The sequence below is a fragment of the Streptomyces sp. NPDC019224 genome (assembly GCF_040632605.1).
In the GTDB taxonomy this organism is placed as follows: domain Bacteria; phylum Actinomycetota; class Actinomycetes; order Streptomycetales; family Streptomycetaceae; genus Streptomyces.
In genome coordinates this window covers 1-16,151 of the sequence record NZ_JBEYCF010000074.1, presented here as the reverse complement: position 1 = coordinate 16,151, position 16,151 = coordinate 1, and the positions used below count along the sequence as shown (strand labels likewise).

The window sequence follows — 16,151 nt, the reverse complement described above, 5'->3', positions numbered from 1 at the left end:
CGCGGTAAAGAGCCCCCGCTACCTGACCGGCGCCCGGGAGGTGCTGGCGCCGTCGGTAGCGGGGGCTCTGTGGTGGCCCGGGTAAGGGGAGCCCCCTCTACCCGAGAAGGAATTCGAGGGGGGCGGCGCCCTCGATGTCGCGGCGCTGGTACCCGGCGGCGTTCGCCCCGCTGATCTTGACCTGCTTGCTGGTGCGCTTCACGCCGGCCGCTTCCAACTCGGCGGCCAGGCGCTCGGCGCTGAAGTCGCCGTACACATCCTCATCGAGGTTCACGAGCCCGGCGAGCAGGTCGACGGTGAACATGCGCGGGCTGTGCCGCATGACCTCCAGCACGTCGGTAAGGATCGCCGGGATCTTCAGCCCGGCCGCGTCGGCTGCGGCGGTGACGTCGCCGGCCGCGTCGCCGGTGAGCTGCCCGGCCGCCTCGCGCAGGGCGCGCCCCTTGGCGCAGAGCTTCGCGAAGCCGGGCCCGTCGAGGTAGTCGGCCCGCACGGTGACGTACGAGGCGGGCCCGGTCACAAGGACGCCGACGCCCTTGTGTTCCTCGGACAGCACCGAGGCGTCAGCGCCCTGGGCGGCCTTGCCCTTGCCGAGGACCATGTCCGAGGACGTGCGGTCGACGACCTGTGTCGAGTAGCGCAGGGTGATGATCTCCCGCAGCTTGGCGGGCACGGATTCGGCGTCGGGCCGCTGGGACGCGAAGTTGGAGACGAACCCGGCGGCCGGGCCGCGGCGGGCGATGCGGCACAGGTCGTTGATGACCTGCTCGCGGTCCTCGCGCTCCATCGCGGTGAAGTACTCCTGCAACTCGTCGATCGTGACGAAGATGACCGGCAGGTTGTGCCGGGCGACGATGTCCGGGGTCAGCTTGCCCTCGGGGCACAGCGAGGTGGGCAGGTCCCGCAGGATCGCGAACCGCCGCTCCATCTCCAGCAGGAGTTCCTGCAACATGGCCTTGAGGGCCTGGCACGCGTCGTCCTCGGCACCCATGACCAGGCGGTGCGCGACCGCCTTCATCGGCATCCAGTCCGCGCCGCCCTTCCCGTCGGCCACGTAGTGCCGGACGTGACTGTCGAGCAGCCCGGCCGCCGTCATGAGGCGCTGCGTGAACGTCTTGCCGCGGCGCGGGAGGCCGCCGAAGAACAGCGACTGCCACATGACGGGCACCTCGACGCGGTTGCCGCGCGCGTCCTGCCCGAACGGGATCGGCTCCCAGATCGAGAACCGTTCCGCCGTGGCGAGCGGCGACGGGTTCGGCGTGCCCAGGTAGGGGTCATCGTCGGCGACCCACATGGACACCCGGCCGGCGTTGCCGCCCTTGGCGGCACGGACCCGGGACATGATGACCTGGATCTCATCGACCCCGAGTTCCTGCGCGATGACCTCCCGCTTCGCGAGCACATCGGAGGCGGTCTTGCCGCCGCCCCGGGGGAGGTCGAAGATCACCGCCCAGCCACGGCCGTCACGAACCGGCCCCATCGAGCACGACACCCGCGGCGGGTCCTCGTCACCCCGACCGCTTTTCAGGAGGCCGGCCGCCCGCAACGCGTCGTTGAGCTGCTGCGCGGACATGTCGACGCGCAGCGGCGGGGCGCCCTGGTCGAGGAACTGGGCATCCTTCCCCCTGCCCAGGTAGGCGAGCGGCGTAACGACGGCGGCCGCTACCCCCGTCTGCACCAGCGGGTCGGCCAGAGCGATGCCAACAGCTGCCGCGGCCACTGCGACGGCGGCCGTGCCGAACCGCCAACGGCGGGTGCGGGTCCGTTCCGCGTGCGCGCTCTGCAACCGGGTCGCCAGCTCGACATCCTCGGGCCGGGCCCGGGACTGCGCGCGCAGCGCCTTCACGGCGGCGCTGTGGTCCTGCGCCGACAGGGTCGGCCACAGCCCGACCGTGGCCCGGAAGAACCCGCGCGCGGCCAGCAGCACGGTCCGCACCAGGTACTTCGGGGTGCGGACCCCGTGGTATCGGGTGTGCCACCAGGACAGGCGCACGAACGCCGTGACGTTTGCCCGGATCGAGGCGGCTGACCGCGCCCACGCTGGCAGAACTGGGGCGTCCGGGACGGTCAGCCAGTCGGCGAGCGGGTTGTCCGCCCGGTCGACGGCCTCGACGACGTCCGGGACGGCGGGCGCCTCGGCCTCGGGCGCCACGGTGTCGAGGGCGTCCGGCGGGATCGGGTGCAGCTTGGTCAGGGTGTGCCCGTTCACCGGGCGGGCGATGGTCTCCGACATGATGGTGTCTCCTGCTGCTCGCATGGGTGGTCAGGTGGCACGGGGCGGCCGACTGCCTGGCCGGTGTGCGGCCGCCCCGCGGCGTAGCTACTGGTGTTCAGCCTTGTTGACGGCCCGCTCGGAACGGCGCAGCTGCTGCTCGGCGTCCCGGACCCGCTGCCGCGCGGCGGCCCGGTCCCCCCTCGCCGCAGTACGGGCCTGCGCCTTCGCGGTGGCGACGGCCTGCCGGTCCTTCTCCCGCACCGCGTGCAGGGCGTTCAGCTCCCGCTGCCCACGCTCGGCGGCCGCGGCGTCGATGCGCTCGATCTGCCGCTCCAGCGCCGGGTCGACGCAGTCGGCGAGCGCCTGGCGGAAGCCCTTGCGGAACAGCTTCGCGCGCTGCCGCTTCTCGGCGGGGGTGTAGCTGTGCATGACGGTGTCCTCTCGTGATGGGCCGGGCTGTCCGGCTCCCCTTGGCGCCCGATGGGGGCGGGCGCCGCGGGCAGCCGTCAGTCCTTCCGGCGCACGTCCTGCCAGACCGACCGGAGCACCAGGACGCACACGGTCAGGGCCACAGCGGAGATCGCGACGGCGATCGCAGATACGGCCACGGCGAGCAGCAGCGCCGACCCGCCCACGCCGATCGCAAGCCACTTCGCCACGGACCCCGAGTCGCGGCCGGCAGGCGGGTGCTGGCAAGCGGGCGCCTGCTGCTGGGTGAGCTGCTGCGCCTGAAGCACAGCGAGGATCAGCGCGACTTGCTCACTGTTCACCTGCGCGTCGACCGCGTCCCGGGCAGCCTTCTCAAGGTCGCTCATGCCGACGCCTCCTTCGTGACCAGGACCAGCGGGCCGGGCAGTACGGCGGCCGCGGCCTTCTCCTCGGTCAGCTGGGTAAACACCTTCGCGACGTACGAGGCGCTCCGGGTGGCCAGCCGGGCCGTCTCCCGTACACCGGCGCCGTTCACCCACCCGGCTTCGATGACCTCCCGCGCCTGCTCGGCAGTCAGCCGGGCGTTCTCCTCGGGCGGGTCCGGAACCGGGGGCGCCGTCAGGGTGAACACCCGGTGCGCACCGCAGATGACCAGCGGTGCGGCGGGCTCGGGCGCCCCGATCGCGGGCGCCTCGGCTACTGCCTCGGTGTGCACGGGGACAGGGGTGGACACCGGGGGCACAGTCGGGTGTTCACCCGAGGCCGTGACCCGGTCCACCACGGTGTTCACCACCGGCTCGGCGGCCACGGCGGCGGGGGCCGTGCCGTGCTGCTCGGCGAGGCGGTGAACACGCCACAGGACCAGCGGGGCGATCGCGGAGACCCCGACAACCAGCGGCCAGGACACCGCGAGCAGCCCCGCTTCCACCATGTGCGCGGCGGCGTTCACGAGGATCATCGCGGTGACGACCGCGGCCACGTCCCGGCGGGCGCGCATGGCCCGGACGGCGTAGATGTCGAGCGCGGCCGGCACACCGGCGGCGGTCCACTGGCCGAACCCGGCGGCGCGGGCGAGCGCGTACTCAGCGGACGCGGTGACAACCAGGGCCGCGGCGAGCGCACCCCAGGCGAGCGGGTCGCGCTTCACAGGGCAGCCTCCTCGGCACGGAGCACCGCGAGTTGCAGTGCGAGGGGGCGCAGCTGGTCGGCAGCCTCGGTAAGGACGGCGGCCAGGGCCTCGACACCCTCGGGGGCGAGCGAGGCGGCCTCGGCCACGGCCTCGACGTACAGGTGAATGTCGCGGGGGCCGCTGCCGTGCGGGTACTGCGACAGCTGGGCGACAAACACCGGCTGGTCGCCGTTGCCGATGTGGTGCTCAGGCCCGCGGTGCCCGAGGTCGCACAGCGCGTTCACGGGCTGGCCGGCGTGCCCGGTGCACCAAGTGGGCTCGGGAACGGTGACGTCGCCGCAGTCGAGGGTGGGCACCGTCACGGTGCGAGGCGCGGTCATCGGCCAGCCTCCTCGTCCAGGGCGGCGACCAGGTCCCGCAGGCGCATCTCCAGGCTGACGGCAGCGCGAAGCATCTCGTCGTGGTCGTGGATGTTCGCGGACGCCTTCTCGGCGAGGGTCGCCCGGGCGAGACGGAGCGCCGCGTCGAGGGGCGGCACGTAGGTGTCGCCGTCGCGGGCCGGGTCGTAGAGCGGGGCGTGCAGGGCGCTGGTGTCGACGCTCACGGGGCAACCGCCTTGTCGAGCAGTTCGAGCAGCTGCTCGCTGCTGATCCGGGTGTCGTCGTACGTGAGGACGCAGCGCCCCTTGCCGCGCTGCTCGATACGGACGGGCCGCTCGTTGGCGGGGATGTCCCTGATGACGGTGCACCCGATGTCGGTGAACGCGACGGCCCGCGCGTCCGGGTATAGGGCGCGCGCCTCGGCGAACAGCTCCCGGGCGCTCTCGTAGCTGATCTGCGCCGGGTCGTACGTGACGACCGGGGCACCGTTCTGCCGGCCGTACAGCAGCGGCACGCGGTCGTCCAGCGGGTGCTCGACGAACACGGGCGCGGACTGCACGGCGGGACGCCCGCCGGGGACGCACGAGGCGGTGCAGGCGAACAGCTGCACACCGAACGGGGAACGGTCACCCGTCGGCTGCTGCTCGGTGTCGTCCGCCCCGCAGGTGATGCAGGCAAGCCCGTCAAGCTGGGCGGCGGTGAGGGTGGGTACGGTAAGGCTCATGGTTCGGACTCCTTGATGCGAAGGATTCGGATCAAGGCGTCGTCCGGTGTTCCAGCACCGGCGGCGCCGTTCACGTCTCGGGGAGACGCAGCGTCACCGAGGCGGTCCGCGAGCGTCAGTCCGCACACAGTCCGCCGGACGACGAAAAACGATGAGAAACAACCGGTTCTGACGGGTAGACAAACCGCAGGTCAGGCCGGGTGTCCCGCGCGTTTGCGCAGGTCGTGGCGCTGCGCGATTAGTTCGAGCTGTACTTCGACCTGTAAATCGTGGGGGCCGGGACGTATCCGGACCCGGTTTCGCCAGAGCAGAGCGCGCCCTGCCACCCTCCGCGGAGAGTGGCAGGGCGCGCTCTGCTCTACCCCCCGCCGCGGAGCCGCGCAGGCACCTCTCGCAGCGTCCTGACCATGACGGCGTACAGCGGGGAGTCGTCGGAGGGCTTGGCCTCGTCCCGCTTCTCGTAGCCCCACTTCTCGTAAAGGGCCTGCACCCTCGGGTGGGTGGAGTCGACCAGGAGCGTCACGAAGTCGACCTCGACCGAGTGGATCAGCGCGTCGTGGATCTGCCGCGCCCGGCCGGTCCCCTGCCACCGGGGCAGCACCATCAGCTCGGACAGGGCGAAGATCCGGCCGCGCACATCCCTGGGCCGGTCCGCGCCCTTCCACCAGCCGCCCGGCTTGAACCTCGAACCGTACGTGTATCCGACCGCTCCGCCGTCCTCCCAGCCCGAGACACACAGCCAGTCCTCGCGCCCGGACCACAGGTCGACGTAGTACGAGAACCGCTCGCGCGAGTGGAACGGGTCGGGCTCGTCCGCGTAGACCTCGTCGTGTATGTCCAGGAGCAAGGAGCGCACGTCCGGGGCGTCGACGTGCGTGTACGTTTTCAGATCCATCGGCGTGACTCCTCGATCCGGCTGACGACCTCGGACGCCTTCGTGCCCGTGGCCTCGATGACTTGGTGAGGGCCGCCATTCAATTCGATTGCGGCGGCTTCCCGCCATGGACATGATGTGCGGCACAACGATGCCGGCTGTCGCCCGGGGGCGGGGACTCGATGACCGTACGAGCCGGACTCGGCGCGGCCAGTGCCGAGAAGCGGGAGAGCCATGCCGCCTTCGGCCTCTTCTACGCGTCGTTCCTCGTGTCAGCCCTGGGCGACGGTTTTCGGCTTCTCGCCGTCAACGTCTGGATCTTCAACGCCACCTCGGGCTCGACCGGCGCCCGGCTGCTCGTGGTGCTGCTGGCGAATCTGCCCGGCATGCTGCTCGGTGGCCTCTCCGGCGTCATCGCGGACCGCTACGACAAGTACCACGTGCTGGTGGTCTCCGACCTCGTGCGTACGGGGGTGGGCCTCGGACTCGCCTGGTGCGCCCTGGATTCCCGTACGGTCCCCGCTCTCGTACTGATCGCGGTGGGCAACGGCGTCGGCGTCTTCTTCAACAGCTCGTCGTTCTCCCTGCTGCCGCGGCTGGTGAGCGAGGAGCGGCTGCCGCGCGCCAACGGGCTCATGGAGACCGGGCAGTGGGTCGTGCAGATCGTCGGGCCGTCCCTCGCCGCGATCACCCTCGCGACCGGCTCCGCGAGCCTCGCCTTCGTCCTCGACAGCGCGTCCTTCGTCGCGTCCGCCGCGATCCTCCGCTGCCTGCGCCGGGTGCTGAAGGCGCCCGGGCCGCCGGCCGCGGATACCGGATCAGCCGCGGGCGAGGGCAAAAGGAGCACCGGCCCCTGGGCGGACTTCGTCGACGGCCTCAGGATCATCCGGCAGGACAAGGGGATCCGGGCGCTGCTGCTCGCGTCCTACGGGATCGCCTTCCTCACCGCCTGCACGAATTACGGTCTGATCTTCGTCGTCGCACGCACCTTCGCGCTCCACACCTCGGCTCTCGGCTACCTCTACTCGCTGAACGGAGCGGTCGCCGTGACAGCCGCGGTGCTGGCCACCGCTCTGGCGAAACAGGCGTTCCTGGGGCGGCTCATGGCGCTGTCGATGCTGGGGCTGTGCGTGGCCCAGGTGGTCATGGGCGTGGCGCCGAACATCTACGTGCTGGGGACGGGTGTCGCCGTCAGTGCCCTCGCCAACGCCCCGTACAACGTCTCGGTGACCTCCCTGTACATGAGCAGGATTCCGTCCGCGTATCTCGGCCGGGTCGAAGGCATCGACACGATGGCCGACAACTTCATCAGCGTCCTCGGCTTCGTGGTGGCTTCGGTCGTCGTCCTGTGGTGGGATCCGCAGGCGGTTTTCCTGGTGTCGGCCGCCGTTGCCCTCCCCAGCCTGGTCCTGGCCTTCACCCGGGTGGCCGGGGAGAGCGGAACGAACGCCGGGTAGCCCCCTCAGTGTCCGCCCGTCAGTTCGCCGCTCAGCGAGCGGTGCAGGGCCGCGCTCGGCTGGTCGAGGCCCACGATCTCGACCGTCTTGCCGCGCCCGGCGTACTTCGTCTCGATCGCGTCCAGAGCCGCGACCGACGAGGCGTCCCAGATGCGGGTGGCGGTCAGGTCGATGACGACCTTGTCGGGGTCGGTGGCGTACGCGAAGCGGGTGACCAGGTCGTTGGAGGAGGCGAAGAAGAGTTCGCCGGTGACGGAGTAGACGACCTGGGTGCCGTCCGGGTCGATGACCGCGGTGACGTCGGCCAGGCGGGCCACGCGGCGGGCGAAGATCACCATCGCGGTGACCGAGCCGACCACGACGCCGATCGCCAGGTTGGACGTGGCGACGACGATGGCGACGGTGATGACCATGACCGCCGTCTCGCCCACCGGCATGCGGCGCAGCGTCTTCGGGGCGATGGAGTGCCAGTCGAACGTGGCGAAGGAGACCATCACCATCACCGCGACCAGGGCCGCCATCGGGATGTCGGAGACGACCGGGCCGAAGACGACGCAGAGCACCATCAGGAACGAGCCCGCGAGGAACGTGGACAGGCGGGTGCGGGCGCCGGAGACGCGGACGTTGATCATCGTCTGGCCGATCATGGCGCAGCCGCCCATGCCGCCGAAGAAGCCGGTGACGATGTTGGCGATGCCCTGGCCGATGGACTCGCGGGTCTTGTTGGAGCGGGTGTCCGTGATGTCGTCGACCAGCTGGGCGGTCATGAGGGATTCCATGAGGCCGACCAGTGCCATCGCCAGGGAGTACGGGGCGATGGTCGTGAGTGTGTCCAGGGTGAACGGCACGTCGGGGAGACCGGGCACGGGGAGCGAGGAGGGCAGCTCGCCCTTGTCGCCCACGGTCGGGACCGCGATGCCGGCCGCCACGGTGATGACGGTCAGGATCACGATGGAGACCAGGGGCGCCGGGATCACCCGGGTGACCTTCGGGAAGAGGACCAGCAGGAGCAGGCCCCCGGCGATCAGCGGGTAGACCGCCCAGGGCACGTCGTGCATCTCGGGCACCTGGGCCATGAAGACCAGGATCGCCAGGGCGTTGACGAAGCCGGTCATCACGGAGCGCGGCACGAACCGCATCAGCCTGGCGACGCCCAGGGCGCCCAGCACGATCTGGAAGAGGCCGGCCAGGATGACGCCGGCGACCAGGTAGCCGAAGCCGTGCTCGCGGTTGAGCGGGGCGGTCACCAGGGCGACCGCGCCCGTCGCGGCGGAGATCATCGCGCGGCGTCCGCCGACGATCGAGATCGTGACCGCCATCGTGAAGGAGGCGAACAGGCCGATCGCGGGGTCCACACCGGCGATGATCGAGAACGAGATCGCCTCGGGGATCAGGGCGAGCGCGACCACCAGACCGGCGAGGACCTCGGTGCGCCACACCTTGGGGTCGGAGATCCAGTCGGGTGTGAGGGCGCGCAGGCGGAACGAGGAAGCGGGCGCGGTCGAGGGCGGTGCGGAGGACAAGAGGGTGTACCTGTCGGTCGGGCGCGCCCGTGGGAGAGGGCGTGCGGGGGTAGACAGCGGGGAAGGTGGGGTCCGGCGGGCGCGTGGGTGCGTGCGGGGCCCGGGGGCCGGCCGTGGGCGGGTCCGGCGGATCGTCGCGCGGACGGGGCCCGGAGGCTCAGGGGTGAGGGGTCACGGCGGGGAGGCGGCGGCGCGGTGCGTCGTCATGCGCATCCGCTCGCTCGCTCTCTGTCCACCGGAATCAGGGGCGCTCCCCGGCTCGCGCGCCGGGTGCGCGGAACCCGTGCAGGCGTGCGCGCTGCGGGGCGCCAAAACCACTGTACCTTCCCGCCCGATCCCCCTTAGGGTCGTGTCCGTGATCACCGGATCGGCCATGAGCCATGCACGGAACGGCTGTCCGGTGGAGGGCTGAGCCCCCGCCGGACGCGCCGTGCCGGATGCTTCGTCCACCTGGCACGGGGACCTCCCCCGGCTCGTACACCCGCGCTGTCTTCCCGAGTGTCGAGCCGTTCAGAAGGATGAGGTCATCAACCATGCCCGTTTCGTTCAACCACACCATCATCGCCGCCAAGGACCGCCACGCGTCCGCGCGGTTCTTCCGTGAGCTGCTGGAGCTGGGCGAGGCCCCGTCGTGGGGGCCCTTCGTCAACGTCCAGCTCGAGCACGGGGTGCTGCTTCAGTTCGCCGAGCCGCCGGTGGAGATCCAGATGCAGCATTACGCGTTTCTCCTCGACGACGAGCTGTTCGACCGGGCTTACGCGCGGCTGGTCGAGGGCGGCGTCGAGCACTGGGCCGATCCGCAGATGAAGCGGCCCGGGGAGACCAACACCGAGCACGGCGGCCGGGGCGTCTATTTCAAGGACCCGGCCGGGCACGCGATCGAGCTGATCACCCGGCCGTACCTGTAGCCCGGCAGCCGGACGGCAGCCGGACGGCCGCCGCGGGGTCGCGGTGCGGGGCCGGAGCGCCGAGGCTGGGGGGATGAGTGAGCAGGCGCCGCCCGGTGGTCCGGTCCCGCCGCCGCCTCCCCGGCGGCGGATGTGGCCGTGGGTGCTGTTGCTGGTCGCCGTGCTGCTGGCACTCGCGGCGGGCGCGGTCTCCGCGGTGCTGTCGGACGTGCTCCGCTCGGAGGGCTCGCGGAAAGTGCACATCCGGTACGAGGTGACGGGCACCGCGCGGGACGTGGTGCTCACGTACAGCACCTGGCGGGGTGGGGAGCTGTCGACCGGGCGGCTGGCGCTGCGGTCGTTGCCGTGGGCCGGGGAGCTGGACACGAAGGGCTTCCTGAGCGGCGGCTCGTTCGTGGTGAGCGTGGGGCGGGGCGGCGGGGGCGTGTCGTGTGCGGTGACCGTGGACGACGGTACGCGGCGTACGGACTCGGCTTCGGGTGCGTACGCCACGGCGACGTGCGACGGGTACTGAGGGCCGGGCCCCCGGGGGCCCGGCCGGGAGCTGTCAGCGGCCGTAGCGGATGAGGGCGCGGACCATGCGGCAGGTGGTGTCGGACGGCCGGTGGATGCCGAGGCGCTCGGCGGCCGTGCGTATCCGGGCGTTGCTGGCGCTGGACGGGACGTAGACGCCGGCGTCGAGCAGGGCGATGGCCAGGCGCATCGCCTTCAGCCGGCGGTTGTGCGAGACGTACCACTCGCGGGGGCGGCCGGCGGGGAGCCGCTTCTTCTTCAGCGGCTGGTGCAGGGGCTTGTCGAGCGGCTTGGTCGTGACTGCGGCAACGGCCATGGGGCAACCTCCTGGCACAGTGGCGGAACTCATCAGGACCCTCACGAACTACCCCCCATTCTACTGCCCGGCACTGACAATCGTCCCTGGCCAGAGAGGCTTTCGACCGTCCCGCAGAGGTCCGTCCCGTACCTTTGGCCCCATGGAGATCTGGATCAATCCCGCGTGTTCCAAGTGCCGCGGCGCGGTGCGGCTGCTCGACGCCGAGGGGGCCGATTACACGGTCCGCCGCTATCTGGAGGACGTGCCGTCGCCGGACGAGATCCGGGCCGTGCTCGACCGGCTCGGCCTCGAACCGTGGGACATCACGCGGACCCAGGAGGCGGAGGCGAAGGAGCTGGGCCTCAAGGACTGGCCGCGCGAGGCGGATGCCCGGGAGCGGTGGATCGCGGCGCTCGCCGGGCATCCGAAGCTGATCCAGCGGCCGATCATCACGGCGGAGGACGGCACGGCGGTCGTCGGCCGCACGGAGGAGGCGGTCCGGGACGCGTTGGGGCGCGGGGCGTCCTAGGAGCTGAGGAAGTCCTCCATCCTGCGGTTGAGGCCGGGGGCCGTCGGGGCGTGCAGGGGCAGCGCGTGGTGGGAGACGTCCGGCAGTACGGCCGTCTCCGCCTGCGGCAGCAGCCGGTGCGCGGCGGCGGCCGCCTTGGCCGCGTCGTGGGCGCGGCTCTCGCCCGCGAGCAGGATCAGGGTCGGTACGGCGAGGGCGCGCAGGGCCTCCGGCTTCGGGCGGGGGCCGGTGACCGGGCGGGCCGAGGGGAAGCCGGCCGCCGCTTCGCGCAGCCGCACCCAGTGCGGGTCGAGCGCGGCGCCGCCCGTCTCCCAGTCCAGGAAGGCGCGGGTGCGGGCGGCGTTCTGACGGGGCGGGGCCGGCGGGCGGGGTGGGCCCCGCCCGCTGACCCCCGCTCCCCTACTCCGCGCCCCGCGCCTGGGCCTCCGCCTCCGCCAGGAGTTCCGTCAGCCGGAGACCGAACCGCACGTCGCAGGGGTGGGCCTCGCCCGTGCGCACCGAGGCGATCAGCGCGTCCACCGCCGCCGCGAACGCGTCCACCGCGCCGTCCCACCTCGGCAGCGCGGCGACGCCGTGCTCACCCCTGAGGACGACCTCCACTCCGGCCGCGGCCATCGGCGCGCCCAGGGCCAGGGTCACCGTGCTGGAGGCTCCCGAGGTGTGGCGCAGGACGAGGTGGTGGGCGTCGGAGGGGCCACGGGCCGCGGTCAGTCCGGTGACGTCGCCCAGGACCGGGATCAGGACCGAGAGCGCGTGCGGGCCGACGTCCCAGAGGCCGCCCCGCTCGCGGCGCCAGGGGGACGCGGCGTACTCGCTGTCCCTGCCGGGGGCCCAGAGCGCGCCGATCCAGTCGGCCCGGGCGGTGAACCAGTCGCCCACCGCGCCCTGTTCGGCGATCCAGGCGGCGGACCGCGGGGCGAACCTGAGCGTGCAGAAGACGACGGAGGCGATCCGGGCCCGCTCGGCGGCCTCGGCCACCTCGCGGGCCCCGGCGACCGTGGTGGCGACGGGCTTGTCCAGGATCAGGTGGCAGCCGGCCGCGGCGGCGCGGGCGGCCAGCGGGGCCTGCACGTCCGGCGGCAGCGCGAAGGCGACGGCGTCGCTCGTGGCGAACAGCTCGTCGAGCCCCGCGTCGCCGGAGTGGGCCGGGGCGCCGTGCGCGGCGGCCAGCTCCCCGGCGGCCTCGGCCCGGCGGCCCCACACTCCGCTCAGTACGACGCCGGGGTGTGCGGCGAGGGCGGGGGCCTGGGTGTTGCGGGCCCAGGGCCCGGTGCCGGCGAGGCCGATGCGCAAGGGGGTCTCGGGTGTCGTCATGGGTCCAGTCTGCCGGGTGGCGTCGGGGGCCCGGCCGCACGATGCGGTGGCGCCGCCCGCGACCGGGAAATCACGTGGCCGGGCCGGCCGCGGGACTCCGGTGCGACTTCCGGGACGTGCCTGTCGACTAGCCGGGACCCCAGTCCCAGGCTTGCTGCTCGGGTCATCACGGGCCGTGATGGACACCGGCTGCGTCCGGCTCCTACGCGATGAGCGTGAGGGCTGGGGCCGTTGACTGGGCCCCGCGGACCCACGTCATCCGCCTCTTCGGGAAATGTTGTGGGCCGAGTTGTCGTCCGCGTGGTCGATGAAGCCGCAGGCCTTGCACGCGAAGCGGGCCTGGGCAGGCCGGTTTGCGCGTGCGGTGCGGTGGCACTGGGAGCATTCCTGGCTGGTGTACGCCGGGTCGATGCAGATCACCGGCACTCCGGCCTTCTTCGCCTTGTAGACGATGAAGGAGCCGGGCTGGGCGAAGGCCCAGGAGTGGAAGGTGGTGCGTCGAGGCTTTCTCAGCCGTGCCCGCTCGCGGATGCCCGTCAGTTCTTCCAGGGCGATTCCGCGACCGGTGCGTTCAGCCTCCGCCACGATCCGCTTCGAGATCTTGTGGTTGATGTCCTTGCCGCGGCGGGCTTCCCCGCCCCGTGCCCGAAACCTCGGTAACACGGGGTTCACATGAGGGCAACGGTCGGGAAATCGCCCCTTGCGAAGCTGCAGCGCATAGACCGCAGCGCCCGCAAAGGATGGCTTCCGTGACGTTCAAGGCTGAGTACATCTGGATCGACGGCACCGAGCCGACCGCCAAGCTCCGCTCCAAGACCAAGATCATGTCCGGGAGCCCGTCGTCCGACGTGGCCGAGCTGCCGATCTGGGGCTTCGACGGTTCGAGCACCAACCAGGCCGAGGGCCACGCCTCGGACCGGGTGCTGAAGCCGGTCTTCACCTGTCCGGACCCGATCCGGGGCGGCGACGACGTCCTGGTCCTGTGCGAGGTCCTCGACATCGACATGACCCCGCACGCGTCCAACACCCGGGCGCTGCTGCGTCCGGTCGCCGAGCGGTTCGCCGGGCAGGAGGCGATCTTCGGCATCGAGCAGGAGTACACCTTCTTCGACGGCCACCGGCCCCTCGGCTTCCCGGAGGGCGGTTTCCCGGCCGCGCAGGGCGGCTACTACTGCGGTGTCGGCTCGGACGAGATCTTCGGCCGCCAGATCGTCGAGAAGCACCTCGACAACTGCCTGAAGGCGGGCCTGGGCATCTCCGGCATCAACGCCGAGGTCATGCCGGGCCAGTGGGAGTTCCAGGTGGGCCCGCTGTCCCCGCTGGAGGTCTCCGACCAGCTGTGGGTGGCCCGCTGGCTGCTCTACCGCACCGCCGAGGACTTCAACGTGTCCGCGACCCTCGACCCGAAGCCGGTCAAGGGCGACTGGAACGGCGCGGGAGCGCACACCAACTTCTCCACGAAGGCGATGCGCGAGGGCTACGACGCGATCATCACGGCCTGCGAGTCGCTGGGCGAGGGCTCGAAGCCGATGGACCACGTCAAGAACTACGGCGCGGGCATCGACGACCGGCTGACCGGTCTGCACGAGACCGCCCCGTGGAACGAGTACAGCTACGGCGTGTCCGACCGCGGCGCGTCGGTGCGCATCCCGTGGCAGGTCGAGCAGGACCGCAAGGGCTACATCGAGGACCGCCGCCCGAACGCGAACGTCGACCCGTACGTCGTCACGCGGCTGATCGTGGACACCTGCTGCACGGCGCTGGAGAAGGCCGACCAGGTCTGATCCCGCCCCGTACGTCACGGGAGGCGCCCACCGCATGTCGCGCGGTGGGCGCCTCCCGTCGTTCGCGCGCGGGCGTTGTCAGTGGGGCGTGGCAGGCTGGTCGCATGCTCAGCATCAAGGTCGAGACCGAGAACCAGCAGACCCGCACCCGGGTTTCCGAACAGGAGCTCGGCGAGCTGGTGTGCCGCATCGGCGGCTCCGGTGACCGCTTCCTGGTCGTCCAGCGGATACCGGACATCCCCGGCACCTTCATCCAGGTGTGGCACGAGGCGGGCGGGAGCTACGAGTTGGAGCACCGTACGGGCCCGGCGTCGAGCCATGTGCGGGCCGTCATCGACGATCCCGGGCGGGTCGCCGGGCTGATGGCGCGTTGGGCGCGCCAGGAGCCCGGCTGGGACGCGGGGACCCCCTGGGAGAGCGCCGGGATACCGGAGCCGGAGCCCGTGCCGGAGCTCGCCCAGGAGATCCGGGAGCAGGTGGAGACCCGGGTGCGGGAGCTGCTGCGCGGCGGTTACGGGAGTGTGCGGACGCTCACCGAGACGGCCGAGGAGCACCTGGTGAAGGACGGGGTGCGGCCGGTTTCCCCGGCGCAGGCGCGGGAGTTGGTGGTGCGGCTCTGGCTGGAGCGGGTCGAGGAGCAGCGGGGCTGGACGGATGTGACGGACCCGGACCGGCTGGAGCGGGCGTTCGCCGCGCTGGACGGGCGTGGGATCACCGCCCGGGAGCATTTCACGTGCTGCCGCTCGTGCGGGCTGAGCGAGATATACGCGGCCGGGCGCGAGGACGCTCGGGGCTTCGTCTTCTTCCACCTCCAGGGCACGGAGAGCGCGGCGGCCGGGCACGGCCTCACGCTGTACTACGGCGGGTTCGACGATTCCGCGGAGACGACCGCCGCGGTGGGCCGGGAGGTGGCGGCCGCGCTGGCCGAGGCGGGGCTGACCGTGGAATGGGACGGCTCGCCGGACGAGGCGATCGAGCTGACGGGCCTGGACTGGCGCAAGCGGCTGGTGGGATAGGCCGGTTGCCTCCGTACGGGCCCGGAGTGAGGAACGCGACGCGAAGGGTCCGTATCGACGGGTGAGAGGGATCTGCTGCCCGGCGGTGTTCTCTGCTTCAATGGGGGCATGGCCGGTTTCCCGCACACCTCGACAGGTCGCAGCGACCTCGAGCCGTTCTGGCCTTCCCGTCAGCACCACGACTTCGACCGGGTGTGTTGCCGCGCGCTGAACGCGCCGGCCCTCTAAAGCCGCTCACCCGGCCTTCGGTCCGCGCGCACGCAGCAAGTCCGTCCACCGACGACTCCTCGCGCGAAAGAGCTGACCCCTCATGGCGAACACCCGTTCCTTCTCCGCCGCCGCTGCCACCGCAGCGCCGACGGTGGCCGCTGCGACCGCTTCCGTCCGTTCCCACTCCCCCAACCGGCACCGGCTGCGCGCCGTCGCCCCCGGCGAGGCCGTCCAGCAGGCCGACGTCTCCGCGCTCCTGACGCCGGGTGCGACCTGGCTGCCGGCGCCCCAGCACACCCTGCCCAGCCTGCCGGGCCGGCCGCCGATGGTCGGGTACCTGGTGCTCGTGCCCGCCGACCAGCAGCCGGCTTTCGCTGCCGCCGCCGCCCAGTACGCGGTGCCGGAGCCGCCGGCGGAGGCGGCGGGCCCGGTGACCATCGACTCCGTCCAGCGCTCCGCCTCGGTGAACGGGCGGGTGCTCGACCTCACGTACCTGGAGTTCGAGCTCCTCGCCCATCTGGTGGCCCACCCCCACCGCGTCCACACCCGCGACCAGCTGGTGACCACGGTCTGGGGTTACGGGCACGTGGGCGACGGCCGGACCGTCGACGTCCACATCGCCCGGCTGCGCCGCAAGCTGGGAGCCGAGCACCGCCGTTCGATCCAGACCGTCCGCCGGGTCGGGTACAAGTACACGCCCTGACCCGCGAAACGAAACGAGACGGGCCCCGGCCCCCGGTACGCGCTACCGGGGGGCGGGGGCCGGCCTCGGGTGGCCCGGTGAGGCCCGCGCGCCCCGCCCGGCCCGGGGGGGGGCCGCGCCCCGCGCCCGGGCAACGGTGTGCCGG

General features: G+C 72.0%; 19 protein-coding genes and 1 pseudogene. 7 read left to right on the top strand and 13 right to left on the bottom strand.

What is annotated here, in order from left to right; genetic code table 11:
* Positions 1 to 97: 97 nt before the first annotated feature.
* The 8 genes from ABZ564_RS30710 to ABZ564_RS30675 all read right to left on the bottom strand — a co-directional run bounded on the left by ABZ564_RS30710 (position 98) and on the right by ABZ564_RS30675 (position 5,772).
* Positions 98 to 2,233, bottom strand: a complete 2,136-nt coding sequence (locus ABZ564_RS30710; protein WP_360862492.1) for an FtsK/SpoIIIE domain-containing protein — start codon at positions 2,231 to 2,233, stop codon at positions 98 to 100.
* A gap of 87 nt (positions 2,234 to 2,320) precedes the next feature.
* The gene (locus ABZ564_RS30705) at positions 2,321 to 2,644 is read right to left on the bottom strand and encodes a hypothetical protein (protein ID WP_360862491.1); all 324 of its coding nucleotides are present in this window, start codon (positions 2,642 to 2,644) and stop codon (positions 2,321 to 2,323) included.
* Positions 2,645 to 2,721: 77 nt separating this feature from the next.
* Entirely contained in the window at positions 2,722 to 3,030 is a 309-nt protein-coding gene (locus ABZ564_RS30700) for a hypothetical protein (RefSeq protein WP_360862489.1), read from the bottom strand.
* Complete coding sequence (locus ABZ564_RS30695; RefSeq protein ID WP_360862487.1) at positions 3,027 to 3,791, bottom strand: hypothetical protein; 765 nt, start codon at positions 3,789 to 3,791, stop codon at positions 3,027 to 3,029. The genes ABZ564_RS30700 and ABZ564_RS30695 overlap by 4 nt, the downstream gene beginning before the upstream one ends.
* On the bottom strand, positions 3,788 to 4,153 hold the full coding sequence (locus ABZ564_RS30690) for a hypothetical protein (RefSeq protein ID WP_360862485.1): 366 nt from the start codon (positions 4,151 to 4,153) through the stop codon (positions 3,788 to 3,790). The genes ABZ564_RS30695 and ABZ564_RS30690 overlap by 4 nt, the downstream gene beginning before the upstream one ends.
* The gene (locus ABZ564_RS30685) at positions 4,150 to 4,377 is read right to left on the bottom strand and encodes a hypothetical protein (protein WP_360862484.1); all 228 of its coding nucleotides are present in this window, start codon (positions 4,375 to 4,377) and stop codon (positions 4,150 to 4,152) included. Before ABZ564_RS30685 ends, ABZ564_RS30690 begins: the two co-directional genes overlap by 4 nt.
* Positions 4,374 to 4,877 carry a hypothetical protein gene (locus tag ABZ564_RS30680; protein ID WP_360862482.1) on the bottom strand — a complete coding sequence of 168 codons (504 nt, stop codon included), beginning with the start codon at positions 4,875 to 4,877 and terminating at the stop codon, positions 4,374 to 4,376. Before ABZ564_RS30680 ends, ABZ564_RS30685 begins: the two co-directional genes overlap by 4 nt.
* 358 nt (positions 4,878 to 5,235) lie before the next feature.
* A complete protein-coding gene (locus tag ABZ564_RS30675; protein WP_360862480.1) occupies positions 5,236 to 5,772 on the bottom strand; it encodes a GNAT family N-acetyltransferase in 537 nt (178 codons plus the stop codon).
* A 161-nt stretch (positions 5,773 to 5,933) separates the two neighbouring features.
* Between ABZ564_RS30675 and ABZ564_RS30670 the strand changes: the two genes are divergently transcribed.
* A complete protein-coding gene (locus tag ABZ564_RS30670) occupies positions 5,934 to 7,208 on the top strand; it encodes an MFS transporter (protein ID WP_360862479.1) in 1,275 nt (424 codons plus the stop codon).
* Between the two features lie 5 nt (positions 7,209 to 7,213).
* On the opposite strand, the gene ABZ564_RS30665 is transcribed toward ABZ564_RS30670, so the two are convergent.
* Positions 7,214 to 8,731, bottom strand: a complete 1,518-nt coding sequence (locus ABZ564_RS30665) for a SulP family inorganic anion transporter (RefSeq protein WP_360862477.1) — start codon at positions 8,729 to 8,731, stop codon at positions 7,214 to 7,216.
* Between the two features lie 533 nt (positions 8,732 to 9,264).
* Between ABZ564_RS30665 and ABZ564_RS30660 the strand changes: the two genes are divergently transcribed.
* Together ABZ564_RS30660 and ABZ564_RS30655 are read left to right on the top strand one after the other, a co-directional pair.
* The gene (locus ABZ564_RS30660) at positions 9,265 to 9,639 is read left to right on the top strand and encodes a VOC family protein (RefSeq protein ID WP_360862475.1); all 375 of its coding nucleotides are present in this window, start codon (positions 9,265 to 9,267) and stop codon (positions 9,637 to 9,639) included.
* 73 nt (positions 9,640 to 9,712) lie between these two features.
* Entirely contained in the window at positions 9,713 to 10,153 is a 441-nt protein-coding gene (locus ABZ564_RS30655) for a hypothetical protein (protein WP_360862473.1), read from the top strand.
* Between the two features lie 33 nt (positions 10,154 to 10,186).
* Here ABZ564_RS30655 and ABZ564_RS30650 read toward each other — a convergent pair whose 3' ends face one another.
* Entirely contained in the window at positions 10,187 to 10,468 is a 282-nt protein-coding gene (locus ABZ564_RS30650; RefSeq protein ID WP_360862471.1) for a hypothetical protein, read from the bottom strand.
* A gap of 142 nt (positions 10,469 to 10,610) precedes the next feature.
* Between ABZ564_RS30650 and ABZ564_RS30645 the strand changes: the two genes are divergently transcribed.
* On the top strand, positions 10,611 to 10,979 hold the full coding sequence (locus ABZ564_RS30645; protein WP_360862469.1) for an arsenate reductase family protein: 369 nt from the start codon (positions 10,611 to 10,613) through the stop codon (positions 10,977 to 10,979).
* On the opposite strand, the pseudogene ABZ564_RS30640 reads toward ABZ564_RS30645, so the two are convergent.
* The 3 genes and pseudogenes from ABZ564_RS30640 to ABZ564_RS30630 all read right to left on the bottom strand — a co-directional run.
* Positions 10,976 to 11,314 (bottom strand): annotated as a pseudogene (locus ABZ564_RS30640) (alpha/beta hydrolase); the annotation flags it as partial. The gene ABZ564_RS30645 and the pseudogene ABZ564_RS30640 overlap by 4 nt on opposite strands.
* Before the next feature lie 64 nt (positions 11,315 to 11,378).
* Entirely contained in the window at positions 11,379 to 12,293 is a 915-nt protein-coding gene (locus ABZ564_RS30635; protein ID WP_360862467.1) for a Gfo/Idh/MocA family oxidoreductase, read from the bottom strand.
* Between the two features lie 255 nt (positions 12,294 to 12,548).
* Positions 12,549 to 12,956: a transposase gene (locus ABZ564_RS30630; protein WP_360862466.1), complete on the bottom strand. Its 408-nt coding sequence runs from the start codon at positions 12,954 to 12,956 to the stop codon at positions 12,549 to 12,551.
* An 86-nt stretch (positions 12,957 to 13,042) separates the two neighbouring features.
* Between ABZ564_RS30630 and glnII the strand changes: the two genes are divergently transcribed.
* The 3 genes from glnII (at position 13,043) to ABZ564_RS30615 (ending at position 16,006) form a co-directional block, all read left to right on the top strand.
* Positions 13,043 to 14,077: a glutamine synthetase gene (gene glnII / locus ABZ564_RS30625; RefSeq protein WP_360862465.1), complete on the top strand. Its 1,035-nt coding sequence runs from the start codon at positions 13,043 to 13,045 to the stop codon at positions 14,075 to 14,077.
* 104 nt (positions 14,078 to 14,181) lie between these two features.
* Entirely contained in the window at positions 14,182 to 15,093 is a 912-nt protein-coding gene (locus ABZ564_RS30620; protein ID WP_360862463.1) for a hypothetical protein, read from the top strand.
* 310 nt (positions 15,094 to 15,403) lie between these two features.
* Positions 15,404 to 16,006 carry a winged helix-turn-helix domain-containing protein gene (locus ABZ564_RS30615; RefSeq protein WP_360862461.1) on the top strand — a complete coding sequence of 201 codons (603 nt, stop codon included), beginning with the start codon at positions 15,404 to 15,406 and terminating at the stop codon, positions 16,004 to 16,006.
* Positions 16,007 to 16,151: the final 145 nt, after the last annotated feature.